This window comes from Edaphobacter paludis, from assembly GCF_039993895.1.
In the GTDB taxonomy this organism is placed as follows: Bacteria; Acidobacteriota; Terriglobia; order Terriglobales; family Acidobacteriaceae; genus Edaphobacter; species Edaphobacter paludis.
The window spans coordinates 1,623,588-1,641,943 of the sequence record NZ_CP121194.1 but is presented as its reverse complement, the minus strand read 5'-3'; the positions used below and the strand labels follow the sequence as shown (position 1 = coordinate 1,641,943).

At 57.3% G+C, this 18,356-nt stretch carries 15 protein-coding genes; 2 read left to right on the top strand and 13 right to left on the bottom strand.

Features of this window, described 5'->3' with window-relative positions:
* The 5 genes from P4G45_RS06735 to P4G45_RS06715 form a co-directional block, all read right to left on the bottom strand.
* Complete coding sequence (locus tag P4G45_RS06735; RefSeq protein WP_348268905.1) at positions 1–1,809, bottom strand: DUF885 domain-containing protein; 1,809 nt, start codon at positions 1,807–1,809, stop codon at positions 1–3.
* Between the two features lie 148 nt (positions 1,810–1,957).
* Complete coding sequence (locus P4G45_RS06730) at positions 1,958–2,947, bottom strand: polyprenyl synthetase family protein (RefSeq protein ID WP_348268904.1); 990 nt, start codon at positions 2,945–2,947, stop codon at positions 1,958–1,960.
* Positions 2,948–2,975: 28 nt separating this feature from the next.
* A complete protein-coding gene (locus P4G45_RS06725; protein ID WP_348268903.1) occupies positions 2,976–3,476 on the bottom strand; it encodes a YajQ family cyclic di-GMP-binding protein in 501 nt (166 codons plus the stop codon).
* 27 nt (positions 3,477–3,503) lie between these two features.
* Positions 3,504–4,340 carry a TatD family hydrolase gene (locus tag P4G45_RS06720; RefSeq protein WP_348268902.1) on the bottom strand — a complete coding sequence of 279 codons (837 nt, stop codon included), beginning with the start codon at positions 4,338–4,340 and terminating at the stop codon, positions 3,504–3,506.
* A gap of 53 nt (positions 4,341–4,393) precedes the next feature.
* On the bottom strand, positions 4,394–6,622 hold the full coding sequence (locus tag P4G45_RS06715; RefSeq protein WP_348268901.1) for a TonB-dependent receptor: 2,229 nt from the start codon (positions 6,620–6,622) through the stop codon (positions 4,394–4,396).
* Positions 6,623–6,728: 106 nt separating this feature from the next.
* On the opposite strand from P4G45_RS06715, the gene P4G45_RS06710 reads away from it, so the two are divergent.
* Positions 6,729–7,943: an alginate lyase family protein gene (locus tag P4G45_RS06710; protein ID WP_348268900.1), complete on the top strand. Its 1,215-nt coding sequence runs from the start codon at positions 6,729–6,731 to the stop codon at positions 7,941–7,943.
* A gap of 5 nt (positions 7,944–7,948) precedes the next feature.
* Here the strand turns inward: P4G45_RS06710 and P4G45_RS06705 are convergent, their stop codons facing one another.
* The 6 genes from P4G45_RS06705 to P4G45_RS06680 all read right to left on the bottom strand — a co-directional run bounded on the left by P4G45_RS06705 (position 7,949) and on the right by P4G45_RS06680 (position 15,401).
* The gene (locus P4G45_RS06705) at positions 7,949–9,028 is read right to left on the bottom strand and encodes a class I SAM-dependent methyltransferase (RefSeq protein WP_348268899.1); all 1,080 of its coding nucleotides are present in this window, start codon (positions 9,026–9,028) and stop codon (positions 7,949–7,951) included.
* Positions 9,029–9,186: 158 nt separating this feature from the next.
* Positions 9,187–9,843 (bottom strand): bifunctional 4-hydroxy-2-oxoglutarate aldolase/2-dehydro-3-deoxy-phosphogluconate aldolase, encoded by a 657-nt coding sequence (eda, locus tag P4G45_RS06700; protein WP_348268898.1) that lies wholly within the window; start codon positions 9,841–9,843, stop codon positions 9,187–9,189.
* 44 nt (positions 9,844–9,887) lie between these two features.
* Positions 9,888–11,006: a sugar kinase gene (locus P4G45_RS06695; protein WP_348268897.1), complete on the bottom strand. Its 1,119-nt coding sequence runs from the start codon at positions 11,004–11,006 to the stop codon at positions 9,888–9,890.
* On the bottom strand, positions 11,007–11,837 hold the full coding sequence (gene kduI / locus P4G45_RS06690; RefSeq protein ID WP_348268896.1) for a 5-dehydro-4-deoxy-D-glucuronate isomerase: 831 nt from the start codon (positions 11,835–11,837) through the stop codon (positions 11,007–11,009).
* Between the two features lie 38 nt (positions 11,838–11,875).
* On the bottom strand, positions 11,876–12,928 hold the full coding sequence (locus tag P4G45_RS06685) for a dihydrodipicolinate synthase family protein (protein ID WP_348268895.1): 1,053 nt from the start codon (positions 12,926–12,928) through the stop codon (positions 11,876–11,878).
* Between the two features lie 37 nt (positions 12,929–12,965).
* Entirely contained in the window at positions 12,966–15,401 is a 2,436-nt protein-coding gene (locus P4G45_RS06680; RefSeq protein WP_348268894.1) for an Ig-like domain repeat protein, read from the bottom strand.
* A gap of 181 nt (positions 15,402–15,582) precedes the next feature.
* Here P4G45_RS06680 and P4G45_RS06675 point away from each other — a divergent pair, with 181 nt between their 5' ends.
* Complete coding sequence (locus P4G45_RS06675; RefSeq protein ID WP_348268893.1) at positions 15,583–16,074, top strand: nuclear transport factor 2 family protein; 492 nt, start codon at positions 15,583–15,585, stop codon at positions 16,072–16,074.
* 24 nt (positions 16,075–16,098) lie between these two features.
* Here P4G45_RS06675 and P4G45_RS06670 read toward each other — a convergent pair whose 3' ends face one another.
* Together P4G45_RS06670 and P4G45_RS06665 are read right to left on the bottom strand one after the other, a co-directional pair.
* On the bottom strand, positions 16,099–17,022 hold the full coding sequence (locus tag P4G45_RS06670) for a fumarylacetoacetate hydrolase family protein (protein ID WP_348268892.1): 924 nt from the start codon (positions 17,020–17,022) through the stop codon (positions 16,099–16,101).
* A complete protein-coding gene (locus tag P4G45_RS06665) occupies positions 17,019–18,323 on the bottom strand; it encodes an enolase C-terminal domain-like protein (protein WP_348268891.1) in 1,305 nt (434 codons plus the stop codon). Before P4G45_RS06665 ends, P4G45_RS06670 begins: the two co-directional genes overlap by 4 nt.
* Positions 18,324–18,356 lie beyond the last annotated feature (33 nt).

Genomic DNA, 18,356 nt, shown 5'->3' with positions numbered 1-18,356 from the left:
CTACTTTTTCTGTGCAGCAATCCAATCGGTGACCCGCTGGTCCAGCACATCCATCGGCAGCGCGCCTGAATCCAGCACCTCATCATGGAACGCCTTGATGTCGAACTTCGTCCCCAAAGCAGTCTTCGCGCGCTCCCTCAGTTCGAGGATCTTCAACTGCCCCATCTTGTATCCCAGCGCCTGTCCCGGCCAGGCAATGTAACGGTCAACCTCGGCCTGAATGTTGGTATCGTCCATCGCCGTATGTTCGTGGAAGTAGTCGACCATCTGCTGCCGCGTCCAGTGCTGCGAATGGACTCCGGTATCGACCACCAGCCGGATCGCCCGCCAGATGTCCGCCTCCAAACGCCCGTAATCGCTGTAAGGGTCTTGGTAAAATCCGATCTCTTTGCCCAGTCGCTCGCTGTAAAGCGCCCAGCCCTCGGTATATGCGGTGTAGTAAGACTGCTTGCGGAACTCCGGCAAACCGGTCAACTCCTGCGCGATAGAGATCTGCAGGTGGTGCCCGGGAATCCCTTCGTGATACGCAACAGCCTCGACTCCGGCCAGAGACCGTTCCGCAAAGTTGTAGGTGTTCACATCGACCTTGCCGGGGCGCTTCCCATCCGCGCTGCCCTGATCATAGAACGCCTCTGCCTGGTCCTTGGCGATATACGACGGCATCTCGATAACCTCCAGCTTTGCCTTCGGCAGAGTGCCGAAAAGCTCCGGGAGCTTAGGCTGCATCTGAGCGATGTATCCGCGGAATGCGTCGAGCAACTGCTCCTTCGAGGTAGGATGCTCCTTCGGATTCGTCTTTAAGGCCGCATTGAAGCTCTTCAGGTCAGCGAAGCCCAGCTTATGCACAATCGCGAGCATCTCCGCCTCATCGCGCTTCACCTCATCGAGCCCGATCTGATGAATCTCCGCCGCCGACTTATTCAGTGTCGTGCTTTGGCGGATGCGAAACGCATAGTAGGCATCCCCATCGGGGAGAGCCCATGCCCCCGGGTCCTTACGCCCCTTCGGAACATAATCCGCCTTCATGAATCTCGCGAAACGCTGATAAGAAGGCAGTACATCCGTCGTAATCACATTCAACAGATCGCCGGAGATGCGCTTCTGGTCGGCAACGCTGATCGTTTTGGGAAACTTCTTCAAGGGCAATGCAAACGGGCTGTCCTCCGGCTTTTGATTGGCCAGAGTCTGCCCCTGCACCAGCACCTTCTCCAGCAGATACTCAGGCGGCATCCGCCCATCTTCAATCCCCAACTGCATGTTCGCCGTAATCTGCGAAAAGGCAGTAGGCACCTTCTGCAACCGTGAAATGTAATCGTCGTAGTCCTTCACAGAATCGAAGCTCAGGTCGGTCGGCATCTGTGCCAAGTCCGTGTGAAAGCCGCTGAACTGGTTGACCGGCATCTCCCACCCTTTGAACTTCGCCGCCTCCTGGTCATCGATCAGCGACCGCATCATCAGCTCAGCGGATAACTTCTCCTGGTCCGTCAAACCGGTGGTATCGATCATTCCAAGCTTCTCGATAAACCCGCGTCCACGCGCAAGCGAAGCATTCACCGCCTGCACGGAGTAGTCCGTAAGCTGATCGTTATACCGCTTATCGCCGAGATAAGAAGCATACTCCGGCGAGTGCTTCAGCTTGTCCTGCCATATCTCGTCAAACAGCGCACTCAAGGCTTTGCTGCGATCAGCCACCGACTGTGGCGCCGCCGTGGCTGCGGGAGGAAGTTGAATCTGAGCACTCAACGGCACTGTATTCATGCAGCACATCAAGGCCAAACCGCCAACCAGCCCAAGCGAAATCTTCGTCATCCCTATCCTCAATTCCTTTGCCAGTTTACGTGAGGATGTCTGGCAATGGCAGAAGAAGCAATGGTTCTGAATAATTCACATCTGCTGGCTATGTGAAGGTTGCCGTGAAGCGCGGCTGTCTTGCTTCGCAGCCTATTCATCACGCGGTCTATCGGTCTCTGGTCGTGACGAAGCCCGGCACCCAAAGGAGCGCCCGTTTGGCTTCGGAGTCCGGCAGGTCGGCGATGCTAAGCCGGGCCGCTTCGGCATATGCGCATGCAGTATCCATGGCGTAATCAATCGAGCCGTGACGATGCAGAATTTCGAGGATCTGCGGATGGGAGGCATTCTCGAAACTCCGATCCGCCAGCACGGTGCGGATGGCTTCGCGGTCGGCGCCCGTACCGCGCTCGAGCGCGTGAATCACGGCAAGGGTTGCTTTTCCTTCACGCAGGTCCGAAGCCACCGGTTTGCCAAGCACATCTTCGGCAGCCGTCAGATCCAGAACGTCATCAACGATCTGGAAGGCAAGGCCGAGGTTGCGTCCATATTCACCTAACTGAGACTCCACCTCGTCGCCCACCCGTGTAATAGCCGCTCCAAGTTGCATTGAGACCTTGAAGAGGCAGGCAGTCTTGCGGAAGATGAGATCAAAATACTCTTCTTCATTGATGAGGTGGCCGAGCTTCTCAATCTGGAGCAGTTCGCCTTCGACCATCTGCTGGGTCAGCGAGATCAGCAGGTCGAGCACGCGGAAGTTACGTTCTTCAAGTGCCGTGGCAAAAGACTGCATGTAGAGCCAGTCACCCGCAAGCACACACTTTGAATTGCCCCAGGTCGTATTAGAAGAGGGGCGTCCCCGCCGTGTATCAGCCTCGTCGATAATATCGTCGTGAACGAGGGTTGCCGTGTGCAGCATCTCGACTACTGCGCCGAGCCGGATGCGGCTATGACTGGTACAGTCCAGTGCCTTGGCCGAGAGCAGCAGCAGAAGAGGACGGATGCGTTTGCCGCCGCCTGAGATGAGGTACTGGGCGATATCCGTAATGACGGCAACGTTCGAGGCTGACTGCGTGGCAAACTCGCGCTCAATGGCGGCAAGATCGTCACGCAGAAGATCGAAGACCTCGGCTGCAGTCGCGATGGAGAGGGTACTCACTCGTATCTAAGGGTATCAGGATGCACGGTTAGTTCGAGCGGAAGTTGGTGAATTGCAGGTCGACGCCGAGGTCTTTGCCGCGGAGAAGCGCCATCACATCCTGAAGAACATCGCGATCTTTGCTCACGACGCGAACAGTGTCGCCCTGGATGCTGGCCTGCGCCTTCTTCTTCGACTCCTTGATGAGCGCCACGATCTGCTTGGCCTTCTCGGAAGGGATCCCCTGAACCAGCTTGATCTTCTGACGGACGCTGGAGTTCGCTGCCGGCTCAATCTTCTCGTACTCAAGGTTCTTGAGCGAGACGCCGCGCTTCACCAGCTTCTGCGAGAGGATCTCGATGACTGCCTTCAGCGTGTACTCGCTCTGCGACGCCAGTTGGATGGCTTCTGTACCTTCCAGTTCGATCGTCGACTTGGAATCCTTGAGATCGAAGCGTGCGTGGACCTCTTTGCTGGCCTGGTCGATAGCATTTTTGACTTCCTGAAGTTCTACTTTGCTGACTACATCGAAGCTGTTGTCGGATGCCATATTTTTCCTCTGTCCTCTTCTATTATGTCAGGCCGTTGTGGGAAAGAGCCGGTGGAAGTTTTCAGTTGTGATCATTGCCAACTCATCTGATGAGATGCCCCGAAGGGCAGCAAGGGTTTCGGCGGTGTGCGTGACCAGGGCAGGTTCGTTACGATGGCCCCGGTGAGGAATCGGCGATAGAAAAGGAGCGTCAGTCTCTATCAGGATGCGGTCGCCGGGGGCCATCGCTGCGGCGTCTCGAATGGACTGGGACTTCGGATAGGTCAGATTACCCGCGAACGAGAGATAAAATCCAGCATCGAGCGAGCGCTGCGCCTGTTCGACGGTGCCGGAGAAGCAGTGCATAATGCCGCCGAGTTTGTGTGGCGTCCAGTGGGCGGCGAGGAGCGTAAGCAGGTCTTCCCAGGCGTCTGCGGCCCCGAATTTAGCTTTGGCTTCCGGGCTGGCCAGCTCGCTGGTGCGGCAATGGATGAGGATAGGCTTCTTAGCCGCTGCGGCTATCTCCATCTGGGCAAGGAAAGCCTTCTTCTGTATCGCAGGTTCAGGATTTTCAACGTGGTAATAGTCGAGCCCGATCTCTCCGATGGCAACGCATTTTGGATCGGCGGCCAAACTGGTCAGTTTAGTAAGCGCCTCTTCATTGGCGTTCGCCGCTTCCTGAGGATGAATACCGGCGCTCGCATATATCTTTGGCTTGCCTGCACTCGCGTGAGCGATTTCGAGCGCCTGATGCATAAAGGCAGGGCCTTCGCCGATACCAATAGCAAGAATCGTATTAACTCCCGCGGCGTACGCCCGATGGAGAACTTCTTCTCTGTCTTCAGTATAGAAATCGAGATGTGCGTGGGAATCTATCAATGACATATGTGAGTATTCAGATTACGGCAAGTGGTTTTGAAAGCTTGGTCGTTGGACGCTTAGTGAAGTCGTACCCCGACCGACAATAGTCTCGGAGCACCTAGCGTAAGGAGCGGGGTGCGCCCTGCCTGAACTTCACTATTCAAAAGATTTTGCACCGAGCTGTAAATCTGCCATCTGCGCCCGAAGGCGTGTTCCGCGTACAGATCGATCTGGGCATAGCCGTCCAGCTTGAACTGGTTGGCCGAGTCGTCAAATGCTTGTCCACTGGTGCGCAGGGCAACGCTTAAGGTGCCAAGTCCCTGCTTCTGAAGCCGGGTTTGAAGCGTGGCTGTGTTTCGAGGCACCTCGGCAGTCCACTTGCCCACGAGCGTCGGATCAGCCTGAAACTTTGTGACCGTCGAGACGGCATACTGGTACCCGCCGGTAAGCGAGAGAAACGAAACAGGCTCGAGTTCAAACTCGGCGGTGAGTCCGCGACTCTCCAACTGGCCCAGATTTTGACGCTGCAATAATTGGGTTGTAGGCGTGGAACTCAGCGCGACAGAGGCAACCGGACGGTTTACCTGGGTCCAGAAATAGCTGCCGCGCACCGATCCCCAGCGGGAAAGGTCCATCAGAGCACCAGTCTCGAACCCAGTCGCCCGCTCCGATCTTAGATTGCCGTTGGCCAGTGTGATCTGCTGGCCGACCTGAAACTTCCGGTACAGCTCGTTCAGACTAGGTCCGCGAAATGCCCGAAAACCTGAGGCAGTAAGCGACAGACCGCCAGCTACTTTCTTCACAATGCCCAGCCGCGGGTCAAAGACTGTCTCCTGTATGCCCGGAAGCGGCGCTGATGTCCCGCTGCTCACCTGCTTCGCATCGAAATTTCCAAAGCGATCGAGTCGCGAAGAGAAGGCGATTGACCAGCTTGAGGGCTGCCACAGGACTTCGCCATAAATGCCGTCCCCGCGCTGCCGGGCGCTGATGCTCACGGTAGGCTGGTCAATGCCACTCTTGACTGAGGTCTCGTTGTCAGTAGCACGCGTATCCAGCAGATCGCCCCCCGCAACTACAGTGAACTGGCTATAACCGCGCGCCCACTGCACCGCTCCGCCAACCTGCTGCGACGGAACTCTTTGCAGATTTGTCAGTTTCTCCGAGGCCCGGTTCGCGGCAATCGAAGAGAAGCTCTGCCGGTAGTTTTGATCAGATCCATAGACCCGCAACAGGAATCGGCCAGCATCGGCGGGAGACCAGTTTGCCCCGGCGACATATCGCCACAAGCGCATGCCGTTTGTCTGTAAAGGGGTGCCATTATTGCGTGCTTCGTTCAGAATATTTCCGAGCAGAAATATATTGCCGTCACTGCCTAGAGCACGACGAACCTCAGCGCGACCGCTCTGTGAGTGAACGTTAGAAGCTACATCGATAGGGCCACGTACTGCCGGAGCGGTGAGAATATACCCATCAGTCCGAAACAGCGTCGTTGCGCCGAGCCCGCTCCAGCCATGTCTGTCTGCGCTGAGGAGAGCATTGAGGTTGGACGTCGCTTCGCTTGCGCCTGATACATCCGCCGCATAAGCAAAATGCTGTGGAACCACAGGCACGACGTCGATCACGCCACCGATGGCGCTTGAACCATAGAGGTCCGACGCCCCGCCCCGCATCAGTTCGACATCGCGCACGGCCAACTGCGGAATTTCGTTCCAGTGAATCCATCCGCCAAAAGCATCGTTGAGAGGAACCTGATCGATCAAAACGAGCGTTCGACTGACCGCCGTAGAGCCGAGCCCACGCAACGAGGTCCCCTGTGTCGTCGGGTTCGCAACCCACGAGCTGGTCCGACGGAAGAGTTGAAATCCGACGACTTGGCGAAGTTGATCATCCAGGGTAAAGCCGGGTGCCTCGTGAAGCTGCTCGGCAGTCATCGTGCGCACGCTGCTGGCGCTGGCATCGAGCGCCAACGGCATTCGCGCCGCTGTCACCTCAACCTTTTGAGTGACTCCCGCTACACGCATTACGACGGTCAATTGAGATTGATTCCCGACAGATTCAACAACGTCGGCAAATCCAGCATGGCTGATCCGTACCTTTGCCCCGGGTTCTGCGGTGATGGATACGCACCCGTCAGCGCTACTCGAAACCTCATCCGCCAAACCGGTCTGGACCTGCACCAGTGCACCGGAGATGGGGTCTCCGCGCTCGTCCTGAACGCAAATCTGCACCTTGCGCTCGGCGGCAAGGGCCGCTGATATATAGCAGAAAAGACAAAGCGCAGCTAGAAGTGTAGATCGAATCGACATGGTTTCTCTATATCATCCTATCGTTTACGACGTTCTTTCCGCGTGGACACTGAAATCTCCTTGTGTTCCAGTCCGTGATACTCTTCCGCACAAGAAGGCTGACGCCATGTCGATAAGTCGCAGGATTTTTTGTACCCAGGCCGCTGAATTTTTTACTGCGGGCATAATTTTGCCGCGGACGCTTGGGGCGCAGACGTCTACTGCGCGCCCAAACGTCGCTGCGATTGACCACGGCCGCGTCCTCACGGAGGCGCAGAATTATCTTACGATTTCTCCTGTGCCGATTACGGCATTGGCTTGCAAGCGCAGTCCGGGGACGCTTCATGATTTCTACTCTGAGGCCGATGACTACTGGCCCAATCCCGCCGGAGCGTATGTAGAACGTCAGGGAGCGGCAAATCCTGCGGCATTTACCGCTCATCGCGATGCCCTGCTCGATCTCAGCATTTGGGTTCCCGCACTTACGGCAGCATTTGTACTGACGAAAGAAGAGCGCTATGCAGAACAGGCGCTTCGCCATCTTCGCGCGTGGTTTGTCACTCCCGATACGAGCATGACGCCGGACCTTCTGTATGCGGGGATTGTTCTTCCTGCCAAAGTGGGACGCTTCGAGGGAATTCTGGAGACCGTCCATCTGGCGGAGGTGGCGCAGGCAATTATCTTTCTGGCTGATGCGGAGGCATTCACGAAGGCAGATCTGGACGGTCTGACAAAGTGGTTTGGCGCTTACTTCGAATGGCTCACCACCTCTCAACTTGGAGGCCTTGCACGCGACCAGAAGGACCATCATGGAAGTTCGTGGCTGCTGCAGACGATTGCCTTCACACGGTTGCATCTTGAGCTTTTGCCAAATGCTGACGATGCGCCGCTGAGCGAACTGCGTCACCACTATAAGTCGGTTACGATTCGTGCCCAGATCAACGCCGACGGAGCTTTTCCGCATGAGCTGACGACGCGTAATCCTTACCGGCTGTCGCTGTTCAATCTAGATATGCTGGCCGCGGTCTGTCTACTGCTCTACACGCCGTTTGACAGCGTATGGGATTACGATCTGCAGGATGGGCCGGGAATGCGGGCGGCAATTGCGCGGCACTTTCCTTACATTAAAAACAAGGCCGCGTGGCCATACATGGCGGATGCTATGTACTTCGATGATCTGCCGCTGCGGCGGCCGAGCCTGCTATTCTGTGCCCGAGCCTATGCACGGCCGGAGTATGCCGATCTTTGGAAGACACTGCCCGCGAACACGGATATTCCTGCACTTCAGCGGGCTTTCCCGATTCGGCAACCCCTGCTTTGGGTGACTAGGCCAAAACCTTAATGGGACTAAGGCCTAGCCTCGAACACCAAGTTAAAAGGCGTCTGAGTCGCACGGCGGAAATGCGTGAAGCCACCTGACCGGACAACTTCGCCGATTCGCTTTTCTCCAGCCTGCGCACCGAGCGCCAGACCGACCTCCTGCGAGATGGAAGCGGGCACACAGAGCAGGGTTGAAGCTGAATAAAATACTCTGCCTACGGGGTTGAAGTTGGCCTCTGTCGCATCTTCGGCGAATGGCTCGACGATCATCCAGATCCCATCATCTTTCATTGTGGAGCGCACATGCTTGGCTGCTCCGACAGGATCCCCCATATCGTGAAGACAGTCGAAGCAGGTTACAAAGTCGTAGTCGCTCCCCGGATAGTTTTTTGCTGTTGCCACACTGAAGTGCAGATGATCCTCTACCGCGTCGCGCTTTGCTTCCTGCCGGGCGAGCTCGATCGATTGGCTGTGATAGTCGAAGCCAAAAAACTCCGACTTTGGAAATGATTTCGCCATCAGGATCGTCGATGAACCAAGGCCGCAACCTATATCGGCAACCTTCGCTCCTTTCTTCAATTTGTCTTCCACACCATTGAGCGCTGGAATCCAGTGCGACGTCAGATTCGCAATATAGCCTGGGCGGAAGAAACGTTCTGTTCCATGAAAGAGGTCGTGATGGTGTTCATGCCAGCCGACGCCTTTTCCGGTTCGAAATGCCTCCTCGATCTTTCCCTGGTCGTTGAAACATGAGGAGATAATCTGAAACGCGCCGGGCAAAAAGGCCGGGCCATTTTCCACTGCCAGTGCGAGCGCCTGCTCCGGCGGCAGGGTGTAAGTTGCGGCGTCGGGGTTGTAGGTTACATATCCGCCAGCCGCGTTAGCATTCAGCCATTCGCGTACATATCGTTCGCTGGTACCGGTACGCGATGCAAGCTCGCTAGGACTGATTGGCTTTGAATCACCCATCGCTTTGTATAAGCCTAGCTTGTCGCCGATCACGATTAAGACGGCATGCATCGCCGCCCCCATATCGCCTACGGCATGGTTCATGAACGCGTGGAGTTTTGATTCGTCAATTGGAAGAGGTGTGCCCAAGGATCCCATAAAAGCCTCCTTTGCAAGCGAATGGTAATCTTCCGCGAGCACCATTTACAAGAGCGAAGACACAAACAGTTTTGGGCGATAGCGAGCATTGGAAGCTGTATGAAATCGAGCGGTGAGAGGCAAAGATGAGTGATCTTCGCCTCTCTGCAACTGGTGGCTCACGCTCTTTTAGACGTCCGGTATTCTTTGACGATGGCCAGATACTTCCGGGCAGTCTCAGTGACCACTTCGGACTTGCCTGCGGCCATAGCCTTCGCATCTACAAGGTCTGAGCCTACCCCGAGCGCAAAGGCCCCCGCCGAAAGAAACTCGGCTGCGGTGGCGAGCGAGACGCCGCCCGTAGGAATCAAATCTACCTGGGGCAGCGGTCCTTTGAGAGCGGTGAGGTACTTGGCTCCCCCCATTGCACTTGCCGGGAAGACTTTGACGACATCGGCCCCGGCCTGCCAGGCGGTGACGATCTCAGTCGGGGTGAGCGCGCCGGGCAGCACAGCCACGGAGTAGCGGTGGCACATCTCGATGGTCCCGAGGTTGAGCGCGGGGCTGACGACAAACTTCGCACCTTCGAGAATGCACATGCGGGCAGTCTCTGCATCGAGGACGGTGCCGGCCCCGATGAGAATGTCGGGGCGCTGCTCGGCGAGCTTGCGCATGACCTGAATGGCTCCGGGCACGGTCATAGTGATTTCAAGGACGGTGACGCCGCCGGCGGCGATGGCTTCGGCCAGGGCAAGAGCCTTGTCGACGGACTCGGCGCGGAGAACAGGAACCAGTCCTATATCGCGCAGCGATTTCAATACTTCTTCTTTACGCATAATTCTCCTGACTTGCTTGTGCTCTCGATTCCCTGCTGCGTCTCTTAACGCTGTACCCTTGCGCCGCTGCCTTTCATGACTCGCAGAACTTCGTCCAGCGTAGCCATGGTCGTGTCGCCTGGGGTAGTCATTGCCAGAGCGCCGTGAGCGCACCCGCAGTTGACCGCCCAGTCTGCGCCCTTTTCGTTGAGGAAGCCATAGATCAGGCCGGAGGCGAAGGAGTCGCCGCCGCCTACGCGGTCGAAGATCTCGAGATCGGGCATGGGGCGAGCTTCGTGAAACGCACCCTCGTAATAGCAGACTGCGCCCCAATCGTTAATGCTGGCTGTCTTGGCATGGCGGAGAGTAGTACCTACGGCCTTGAAGTTGGGAAAGGTGGCAACGGCCTTTTCGATCATGCGGCGGAAGCTGCCGGTATCGAGTTCGGCGAGATCATCGCCTGCGCCTTCGATCTCGAAGCCGAGGGCAGCCGTGAAGTCCTCTTCGTTGCCGATCATGACATCGACGTAAGAGGCCAGCTCACGATTGACTTCGGTAGCGCGGACCTTCCCACCGATCGACTTCCACAGAGAGTCGCGGTAGTTGAGATCATAACTGATGATCGTGCCGTGTTTGCGCGCGGCAATCATTGCTTCCTTGGCAACTTCAGGGGTGGTCTCGCTGAGCGCGCAGAAGATTCCGCCGGTGTGAAACCAGCGTGCGCCCTCCTTGCCGAAGATCTCGTCCCAATCGATCTGGCCCGGCTTCAACTGGCTCACTGCGGTGTGCCCACGGTCGGAGCAGCCCAGCGCGGCGCGAACACCGAAGCCGCGTTCCGTAAAGTTGAGGCCGTTGCGTGTTGTGCGGCCCACGCCGTCGTACCTGGTCCAGACGACGTGCGACTGGTCAACGCCGCCCTGCAGCATCAGGTCTTCGAGCAGACGGCCCACTGGATTGTCGGCCAGCGCCGTGACGATTGCGGTTTTGAGGCCGAAGCAGCGACGAAGGCCGCGAGCTACGTTGTACTCGCCGCCGCCTTCCCAGACGTTGAACTGGCGCGCTGTGGCCACGCGCACGTCGCCGGGATCGAGGCGGAGCATGACTTCGCCGAGGCTGACCAAATCCCATTTGCACTCATCCTTCGAGCGAAGGACCAGACCATTTGCTGACCTCCCGGCTGTCATTTACCTAAGCTCCGCGATGGCTATACCATCCATGTCGTCGTACGCCTGATTTTCTCCACCCATGCCCCAGCAGAAGCCGTAGTTCTTTGTGCCTACTCCGGCATGAATCGACCAGCCTGGGGAGACGACTACTTCCTTGTCGGCAACGACGAGATGACTGGTCGCTTCCGGGGGCCCCATCAAATGGAAGACGCGGTGCGCAGGGTCAACGTCGAAGTAGAAGTAGACTTCGCTGCGGCGCATGTGCGTATGCGCGGGCATGGTATTCCAGTTGCTGCCGGAGGCGAGCAGAGTGAAGCCCATGACAAGCTGGCAGCTCTTGATCCCCTCTTTGTAGATGGCTTTGTAGATAGTCCGCTTGTTGCAGGTTTCGACGCTGCCCAGTTCGAGACCTTTGAGGTCAGCGAACTTCACCATAGCGGTCGGGTACTCTGCATGGGCAGGATAGCTGAGGAGATAGAAATTCGCGGGATTGGCGGCATCGTTACTGGTGAATGAGACGTCTTTGGAGCCGCGTCCTACGTAGAGGCAGTCGAGCTTGTCAAGGTCGAATGTCTTGCCGTCTATCGTGACCGATCCGGGGCCGCCTACGTTGAGAACGCCTAGCTCGCGGCGCTCAAGAAAATAATCGGCACGGAGTTCGGGCTCAGTCTCAAGCTTCAGCGCACCCTTCGTCGGCACTGCGGAACCGATGACCGTACGGTCGAGGTCCACATAAGCGAATTCGATTTCACCGGGCTGGAAGAGCTCCTCCAACAGAAATGTATCGCGCAAATCTTCGGTATTCATTAGTTCATACCGGACTGCGTCCGCCATTTGATACAGCCTCATCGCATTTCTCCTTAATTCAACTCGTTCAGTATATGAGTTCAGTTGCGAAGGCTGTGCATGAGCGATTCGATTCTTGTGCGATCTTCGCCACTAAGCGGCAAGAGGGGCAGGCGGGGCAGACCACCGAAGTAGCCGTTGAGGTCGCAGCCGAACTTGATTGCGGCCACACCTAAGTCTTCTTCGAGATATTTTGCCGCAGACTGTAGACGTTCCTGCTTCTCTTCGGCGAGACCGCGGTCGCCGTCCTTCCAGGCTGCGAGCACCTCGTAACAGGCCTGCGGGGCGCTGGCGGCGAAGGCGGGCATTACGCCGACGGCTCCGGCGAGCAGCGCGTCCAGCATCGTCGTAGTGGTGCCAGCCAGTATCTGGAAGCCCACGGCTTTAGTACGGGTCTTCAGTGCATTCGGGGCAGGAGGCGAAAGCGCAAGTGCGAGTGCGGCGCCATCACCCATAAGCATATCGGCTGAGAGCATTGTCGCGGCCTCTCGCTGCGCCAGCATACGGCTCGTGACCGCTGAAAAAATGGAAGTTACGGTTACATCGTGCTTGATTGAAGCTGTAGCCCGCTTTAAGTGTGCGACTCGTTCGGGAGTTGCGACGCTGTCGAGCAGTGCAATAACACGTGGATGAGAGGCCAGTTCGATGATCACTTCGATGGGAAGCGACATGGTGGCATTGAGCACGATTGGAAGTGCGGATTGATCAGCCACAGATTGGAAATAAGTAAGCAGCTCTCTCGTACGCTTTGCACCATCGCCTGTTTGCAGGAAAGAAGGCGGCGCGATGAGGGCTGCATCGTAAGAAAGAGACGCCGCGTAGTTCGTAAGAGTAAACGTTTGAAGGACGCTATCGCGGGAGACTCCGGCAAGCATCACCTTCTCGGCCGAAGCGGCTTTGATCGCAACTTGCAGGACCTGGCGCGTCTCTTCGTCAGAGAGCATAGTCGGCTCGCCGTGAGTGCTGAGGACGGCAAGTCCAGCGACGGGAGTTTTGGAGTAGCTGGCGACATTTTGTTCGAGTTTGTGGAGGTTCAAGCGGCCATCAGGATAGAACGGCGTGGTCAGAGGGAGATGGAGACCTTCAAGCAGCATCTTTCTATTCTAGCCAGTTGATCGATTTTTATTTGAGTTAGCTGACCGACTCGACGAGCAGGCTAACCGTCGTGGCATGCTGGAGGATGCTGCCGGTGGGACTGGTGGCGGTTCCGGTGATCGTAATGGTGTAGGTCTTGACCGGATTGGTGGTGGCGCCACCGGTGTTGATGCGGCTCCCGCAGCCGGAGCAGAGGACGAGTGCACTGCCGAGAACCGCGATGGTGACTGCTCTGCCGCGGATGCGCAGGCGAAGGGCCAGACCAGTAAGGGGGAATAGGAGAAATGCGAGAAGGGCGGTGGGACCGGAGTTGCTGTGGAAAGCCGTCGTCTGTGGAGTGCTGATAGTCAGGATGAACGTGTTGGGCGTTGTTCCGGGCGGCAGATAACCGGGGGTAAATGAGGCGGTCGCCAAGGGCGGAAGGCCTGTTGCGGCCAGCGTGATGGGGCTGGACAGAGTGGAGCCCTGAATCTGAAGGCTAAAGTTGAAACTGACGCTGCCACCCGAAGGAATCGTCTGCGTCACTGCGCCGGTTGGGGTAAGCGTAAAGTCAGGCGCGTTCGCGGGCGCAGGGATGACGGTGATCAAAGCGGGTGCAGAGGTACTCGCGATGAAGTTTCGGTCTCCGCCATAGAGGGTGGTAATAGTGTGTGGGCCGGGGCTGAGAGTCGTGGTAGTGAAGATTGCTGGGATAGGTGCGGTGAGGAGGGTGGTTGCCCCGTCCTTGAAAGTGACCGTGCCGGAGGGTATTCCGGAGGTTGTGCTGACCGTTTGTGCAGTGAAGGTGATGGGGATGCCTGCGGTGATGGAGGTTGCGGATGGTATGAGCGTGGTAAGTGTGGGTGCGGGCACAATAGTTACGCTGGCGGGAGATGAGGTGAACATGTAGTTTTTGGCTGCTGCGCCCGTGAGGGTGGCCGAAATGGGATAGGTCGCTGCAGGAGACAATGGAGCAATTTGCGCAGTGAAGGTAGAGGTCAGGTTAGCGTCGTCCTGGGGCAGATCGCCGATAAGAGAGCCTGTGAGGATCGGAATCGGCTGGCCATAGAGGAGAGTGATCGGATCGGGTACGGCGACGAGAGGGCGTGGCGTGATGGTGACGGCAAGCGGCTGGCTTTGCGTTGCGGGATGCGTGGGGTCTCCGGTATAGGCAGCAAGGATGCTGTAGGTGCCGACTGGGAGGGCGCTGGTGTCGAAGGTTGCCGTACTCGCGGTGAGGGGCTCAGTTTCAAGCGTGGTGCCGGTGGCTGTTACGGGATTGAGGAGTGTGAAGTTGATAGAGCCAGTCGCCGTGGGCGACGCGAGACTGGCGGTGAGTTGCCCGGTGCCGTAAACGATGGTTGGCGGGGCAGTGAGGGTGAGCAGGTTGACTGATCTGGTAGAGAGTCCGGCGATGGTGTGAATGTTCGGAGCGGGTTGGACATCGAGTTGGCGAACGCGCTGGTTGCTGGTGTCGGCGAGGGTAACGAGACCGGCAGGGGACACAACGGTGGAGCGAGGTGAATCGAGCGCGGCAGTCGTGGCAAGGCCCTCGTCGCCACTGAAGGTCTGCGTGCCATTGCCGGCGACGGTGGTGATAGCTCCGGTAGTGGCGTCGATGCGGCGGATGCGATGATTTGCTGTGTCGGCGATGTAGAGGTTTCCCGCGCTGTCGATGCTGAGGCCGTGAGGAAGAGCCAGCGTGGCGGCAGTCGCTGGGCCATTGTCGCCCGAGAACCCCGGAGATGCACCGGCAATGGTAGTGATTAGTCCGGAGGCAGCGGTAATTTTGCGGATGCGGTGGTTGTGGGTGTCGGAGAGATAGAGATCTCCGGCTGCATCGACGGCCAGACCGGCTGGAGAGTCGATGGTGGCGGCGATAGCTGCGCCGTTGTCGCCTGAGAAGCCCTGTACGCCATTACCCGCTACCGTGGTGATGAGCCCCGCAGCGGTGATCTTGCGGATGCGGTGATTCTGGGTATCGGCGATGTAGAGATTATGGTTTGCATCGACGGTGAGGGCTGTGGGCAGGTTGAATTGTGCGGCGGCGGCGGCGCCATTGTCGCCGCTGAAGCCTGCGGTCGAACCTGCGATGGTGACAATGATGCCAGTAATCAGGTCGAGTTTGCGGATGCGGTGGTTGTGGGTATCTGCAATATAGAGAATGTTGGCGTCAACCGCGAGCCCCTGTGGCGAGTCAAGGCGCGCGGCCGTGGCGAGACTGTTGTCGCCGGAGAAGCCCTGGGTTCCGGTTCCGGCGATAGTTGTAATGATGCCGGTCGGGGCTACCTTGCAAATGATGTGATTACCGGTTTCAGCGATATAAAGGTTGCCCTGCGAGTCGTAGGTAATAGCGGAGGGGAGGATAAGGGGAACGTTGGTGGCTTGCGTTTGAGGATGGGCGAACCGAGCGGGCAAAAACAGAAAAAACGCCATCCATAGCAAAGTGGGAACGCGGCGGCGCAATGACTGCGGGATACTCTTCTGGCCCATGGGGAGTTAGCTGAAATGTACCGATAGTGATTACATCTTTTCGGATCAGTCTTACTTTACCTGAATCGAACTCGTCGCCCTCATTAATCCGGCGAAAGCATATGACCGATTTCTCAGTTTTCGGAACTTTCTCTTTCACGGTGACGTATTTCATGTCACCTATTCCACGTGAGAGAAATCTATGAGAACGCAAATCGCTCTACTTGTGCTGTCTGTGCTGACTACGACCGGCGTGTGCATGACTGGTCAAACTCCCGACACCAAGAGCACCGCAGCAACTTCCAATGCGCTCTTTCAGACGGTGTCGGTCTTAGATACCAAATTGTTCAATGCCTATAACAAGTGCGATCTGGATACGCTGGGCGCGATGGTTTCGGACGATCTGGAGTTTTATCACGACAAAACGGGGTTGTCGGTCGGCAAGCCGATCTTTATAGAGGCCATCAAGAAGAATATCTGCGGCAAGGTGCACCGGGAGTTGGTTCCGGGAACGCTGGAGGTGTATCCACTGAATGGATATGGAGCAGTTGAGATTGGAGTGCACCGCTTCACCCATCCGGGATTGGATGATGATCTCGGCGAGGCGAAGTTCATCACGCTATGGCAGAACAAAAACGGCATTTGGAAGGTGACGCGTGTCATCAGCTACGATCATGAATCTCTGCGGAACTGATGCATGAAGGACGGCTCGAAAGGGCTACTCCGCGACTGTGCGGTTGCGGAGCTGCCCTAGCTTGCTAATGGTGATAACGATCTCTTCGTCCGGCTTGAGCCAGCGTTGAGGATTCCGGCCAAGGCCTACGCCTTCCGGGGTTCCGGTGCTGATGATATCTCCGGCCTGAAGCGGGGTGAGGCTTGAAATATGGGCGATCAACTCAGGAACCTTGAAGATAAGATCGCTGGTGTTGGATTTTTGCAGGGTTTCGCCGTTGATGGTGAGTGAGATGTCGAGCGAGTGCGGATCGGGAACTTCGTCGGCGGTGACAATGGCTGGGCCGAGCGGGCCGAAGGTGGGAAATGATTTTCCCAGTGTCCACTGGCTGGTGGCGAGTTGGATATCGCGTGCGCTGACGTCGTTGAGGATGGTGTAGCCGAAGACGTACTGCTGCCAGTCCTTAGCCGCGATCTGGTATCCGGGCTTGCCGATGACGACAGCGAACTCCGCCTCGTAGTCTGGCTGCGTGCTGATCCTGGGCAGAATGATGAGAGCATCGGGTCCGACGACAGAGCTGGAGAGCTTCATGAAGACCGTCGGAACCTTCTGGACAGCCATGTTCGATTCGTTGGCGTGCTTCTGATAGTTGAGGCCGATGGCGAAGATGCGCGGCGGCCGGGTAATGGGCGCGTGGAGCGTGACCCGCGACATAGGAAAACGAGGCGCATTGGTCACCTTCGCCTGAACCTCTTCAAGGGCGTCTTTTCCGGCTTCGATGATATTGCGGACAGAGCGGTAGCCGAGTGAAGAGAGGCTCACCACCTCGTCTTCCTTTCCCTCAGTGGATACGAGAAGGCCGGGCGTCGGAACACCGAAGTTCAGCAACTCGGCTGAGACAGAGGTGCCCAGGGTTCTGAGCTTCACGTCGCCGGTTTCAATCTTGGAAGAGAAGGTGACGAGTTTCATTCGGAGGTGCTCCAGGCTGCGCCGTGCGGGAAGGCGAAGCGGGTTAGGGATTCTTTGCGAATCTCAATGCTGTAACCGGGCTGCTCAGGCAGAAGATAGTGGCCGTTGCGGATGCGGACCGGATCGACGAAGTGCTCGTGCAGGTGATCGACAAACTCGATGACCCGGTTTTCAAGTGAGGCAGAGACACTGAGAAAGTCGAAGACCGAGAGATGCTGAACATACTCGCAGAGACCTACTCCCCCGGCATGAGGACAAACAGGCACGTTGAATTTGGCGGCCATGAGGATAATTGCGAGGTTCTCATTAACTCCGGCGACCCGGCAACTGTCGAGCTGGAGGACGTCGATGGCTTGTGCCTGGAGGAGCTGCTTGAACATGATGCGATTATGGACGTGCTCGCCGGTGGCGATGCGTACCTCGGGAACCTCGCGGCGGATGCGTGCGTGGCCGAGGATATCGTCAGGGTTCGTGGGCTCTTCCATCCACCAGGGTTGGAGCTCGGCGAGCTGGCGAGTACGCGTGACTGCTTCGAGGACGCCCCACTTCTGGTTGGCATCGACCATCAGCTTGTTGACCCAGCCGATCTCTTCGCGGACGATGTGGCCGCGGCGAAGGTCGTCCGCTGCGTCGCCGCCTACCTTCAGTTTGAAGTAGGTCCAGCCGTCGGCAAGGGCTTCGCGTGAGAGGCGACGAATCTTTTCTTCGCTGTAGCCGAACCATCCGGCAGAGGTAGTGTAGGCGGGATAGCCTTCTTTCCTGAGCAGCGCCAGACGCTCGGCCTGACCTTGACGGCGAGTGGTTAGGATGTCGAGCGCCTCTTCAGGAGGGAGTGCATCGTCGATGTAGCGGAAGTCGATGGCTTTAATGAGCTGCGCCGGTTCCATCTCGGAGAGGAGTTGCCAAAGCGGCTTCGACTCCACGCGGGCGTAGAGGTCCCAGACAGCGTTGATCAGCGCGGCGGCGGCCAGTTGAATGACTCCTTTTTCGGGGCCAAGCCAGCGAAATTGGGTGTCGTCGGTGAGTTGACGGGCAAAGGCGCGGAAGTCTTCAGTAATAGAGGAAAGGGTGCGATTGACGGCATAGCGCGACAGATACTCGGCAGCCTGAACAACGAGATCGGTTCCACGGCCGAGAGTGAACGAGAGGCCGTGACCCCGAAGGTCGGAGTTAGTCTCAATGATGCAATAGGCGGCGGAGTAATCGGGATCTTTATTGACGGCGTCGGAGCCGATGTTCTCGCGTGACGTAGGGAAACGAAGATCGATGACGCGGACGGCAGTAATGAAAAGGTCGTTCAACGTGGCGGCTTTCCTGTCTTTAAAATTTGATAG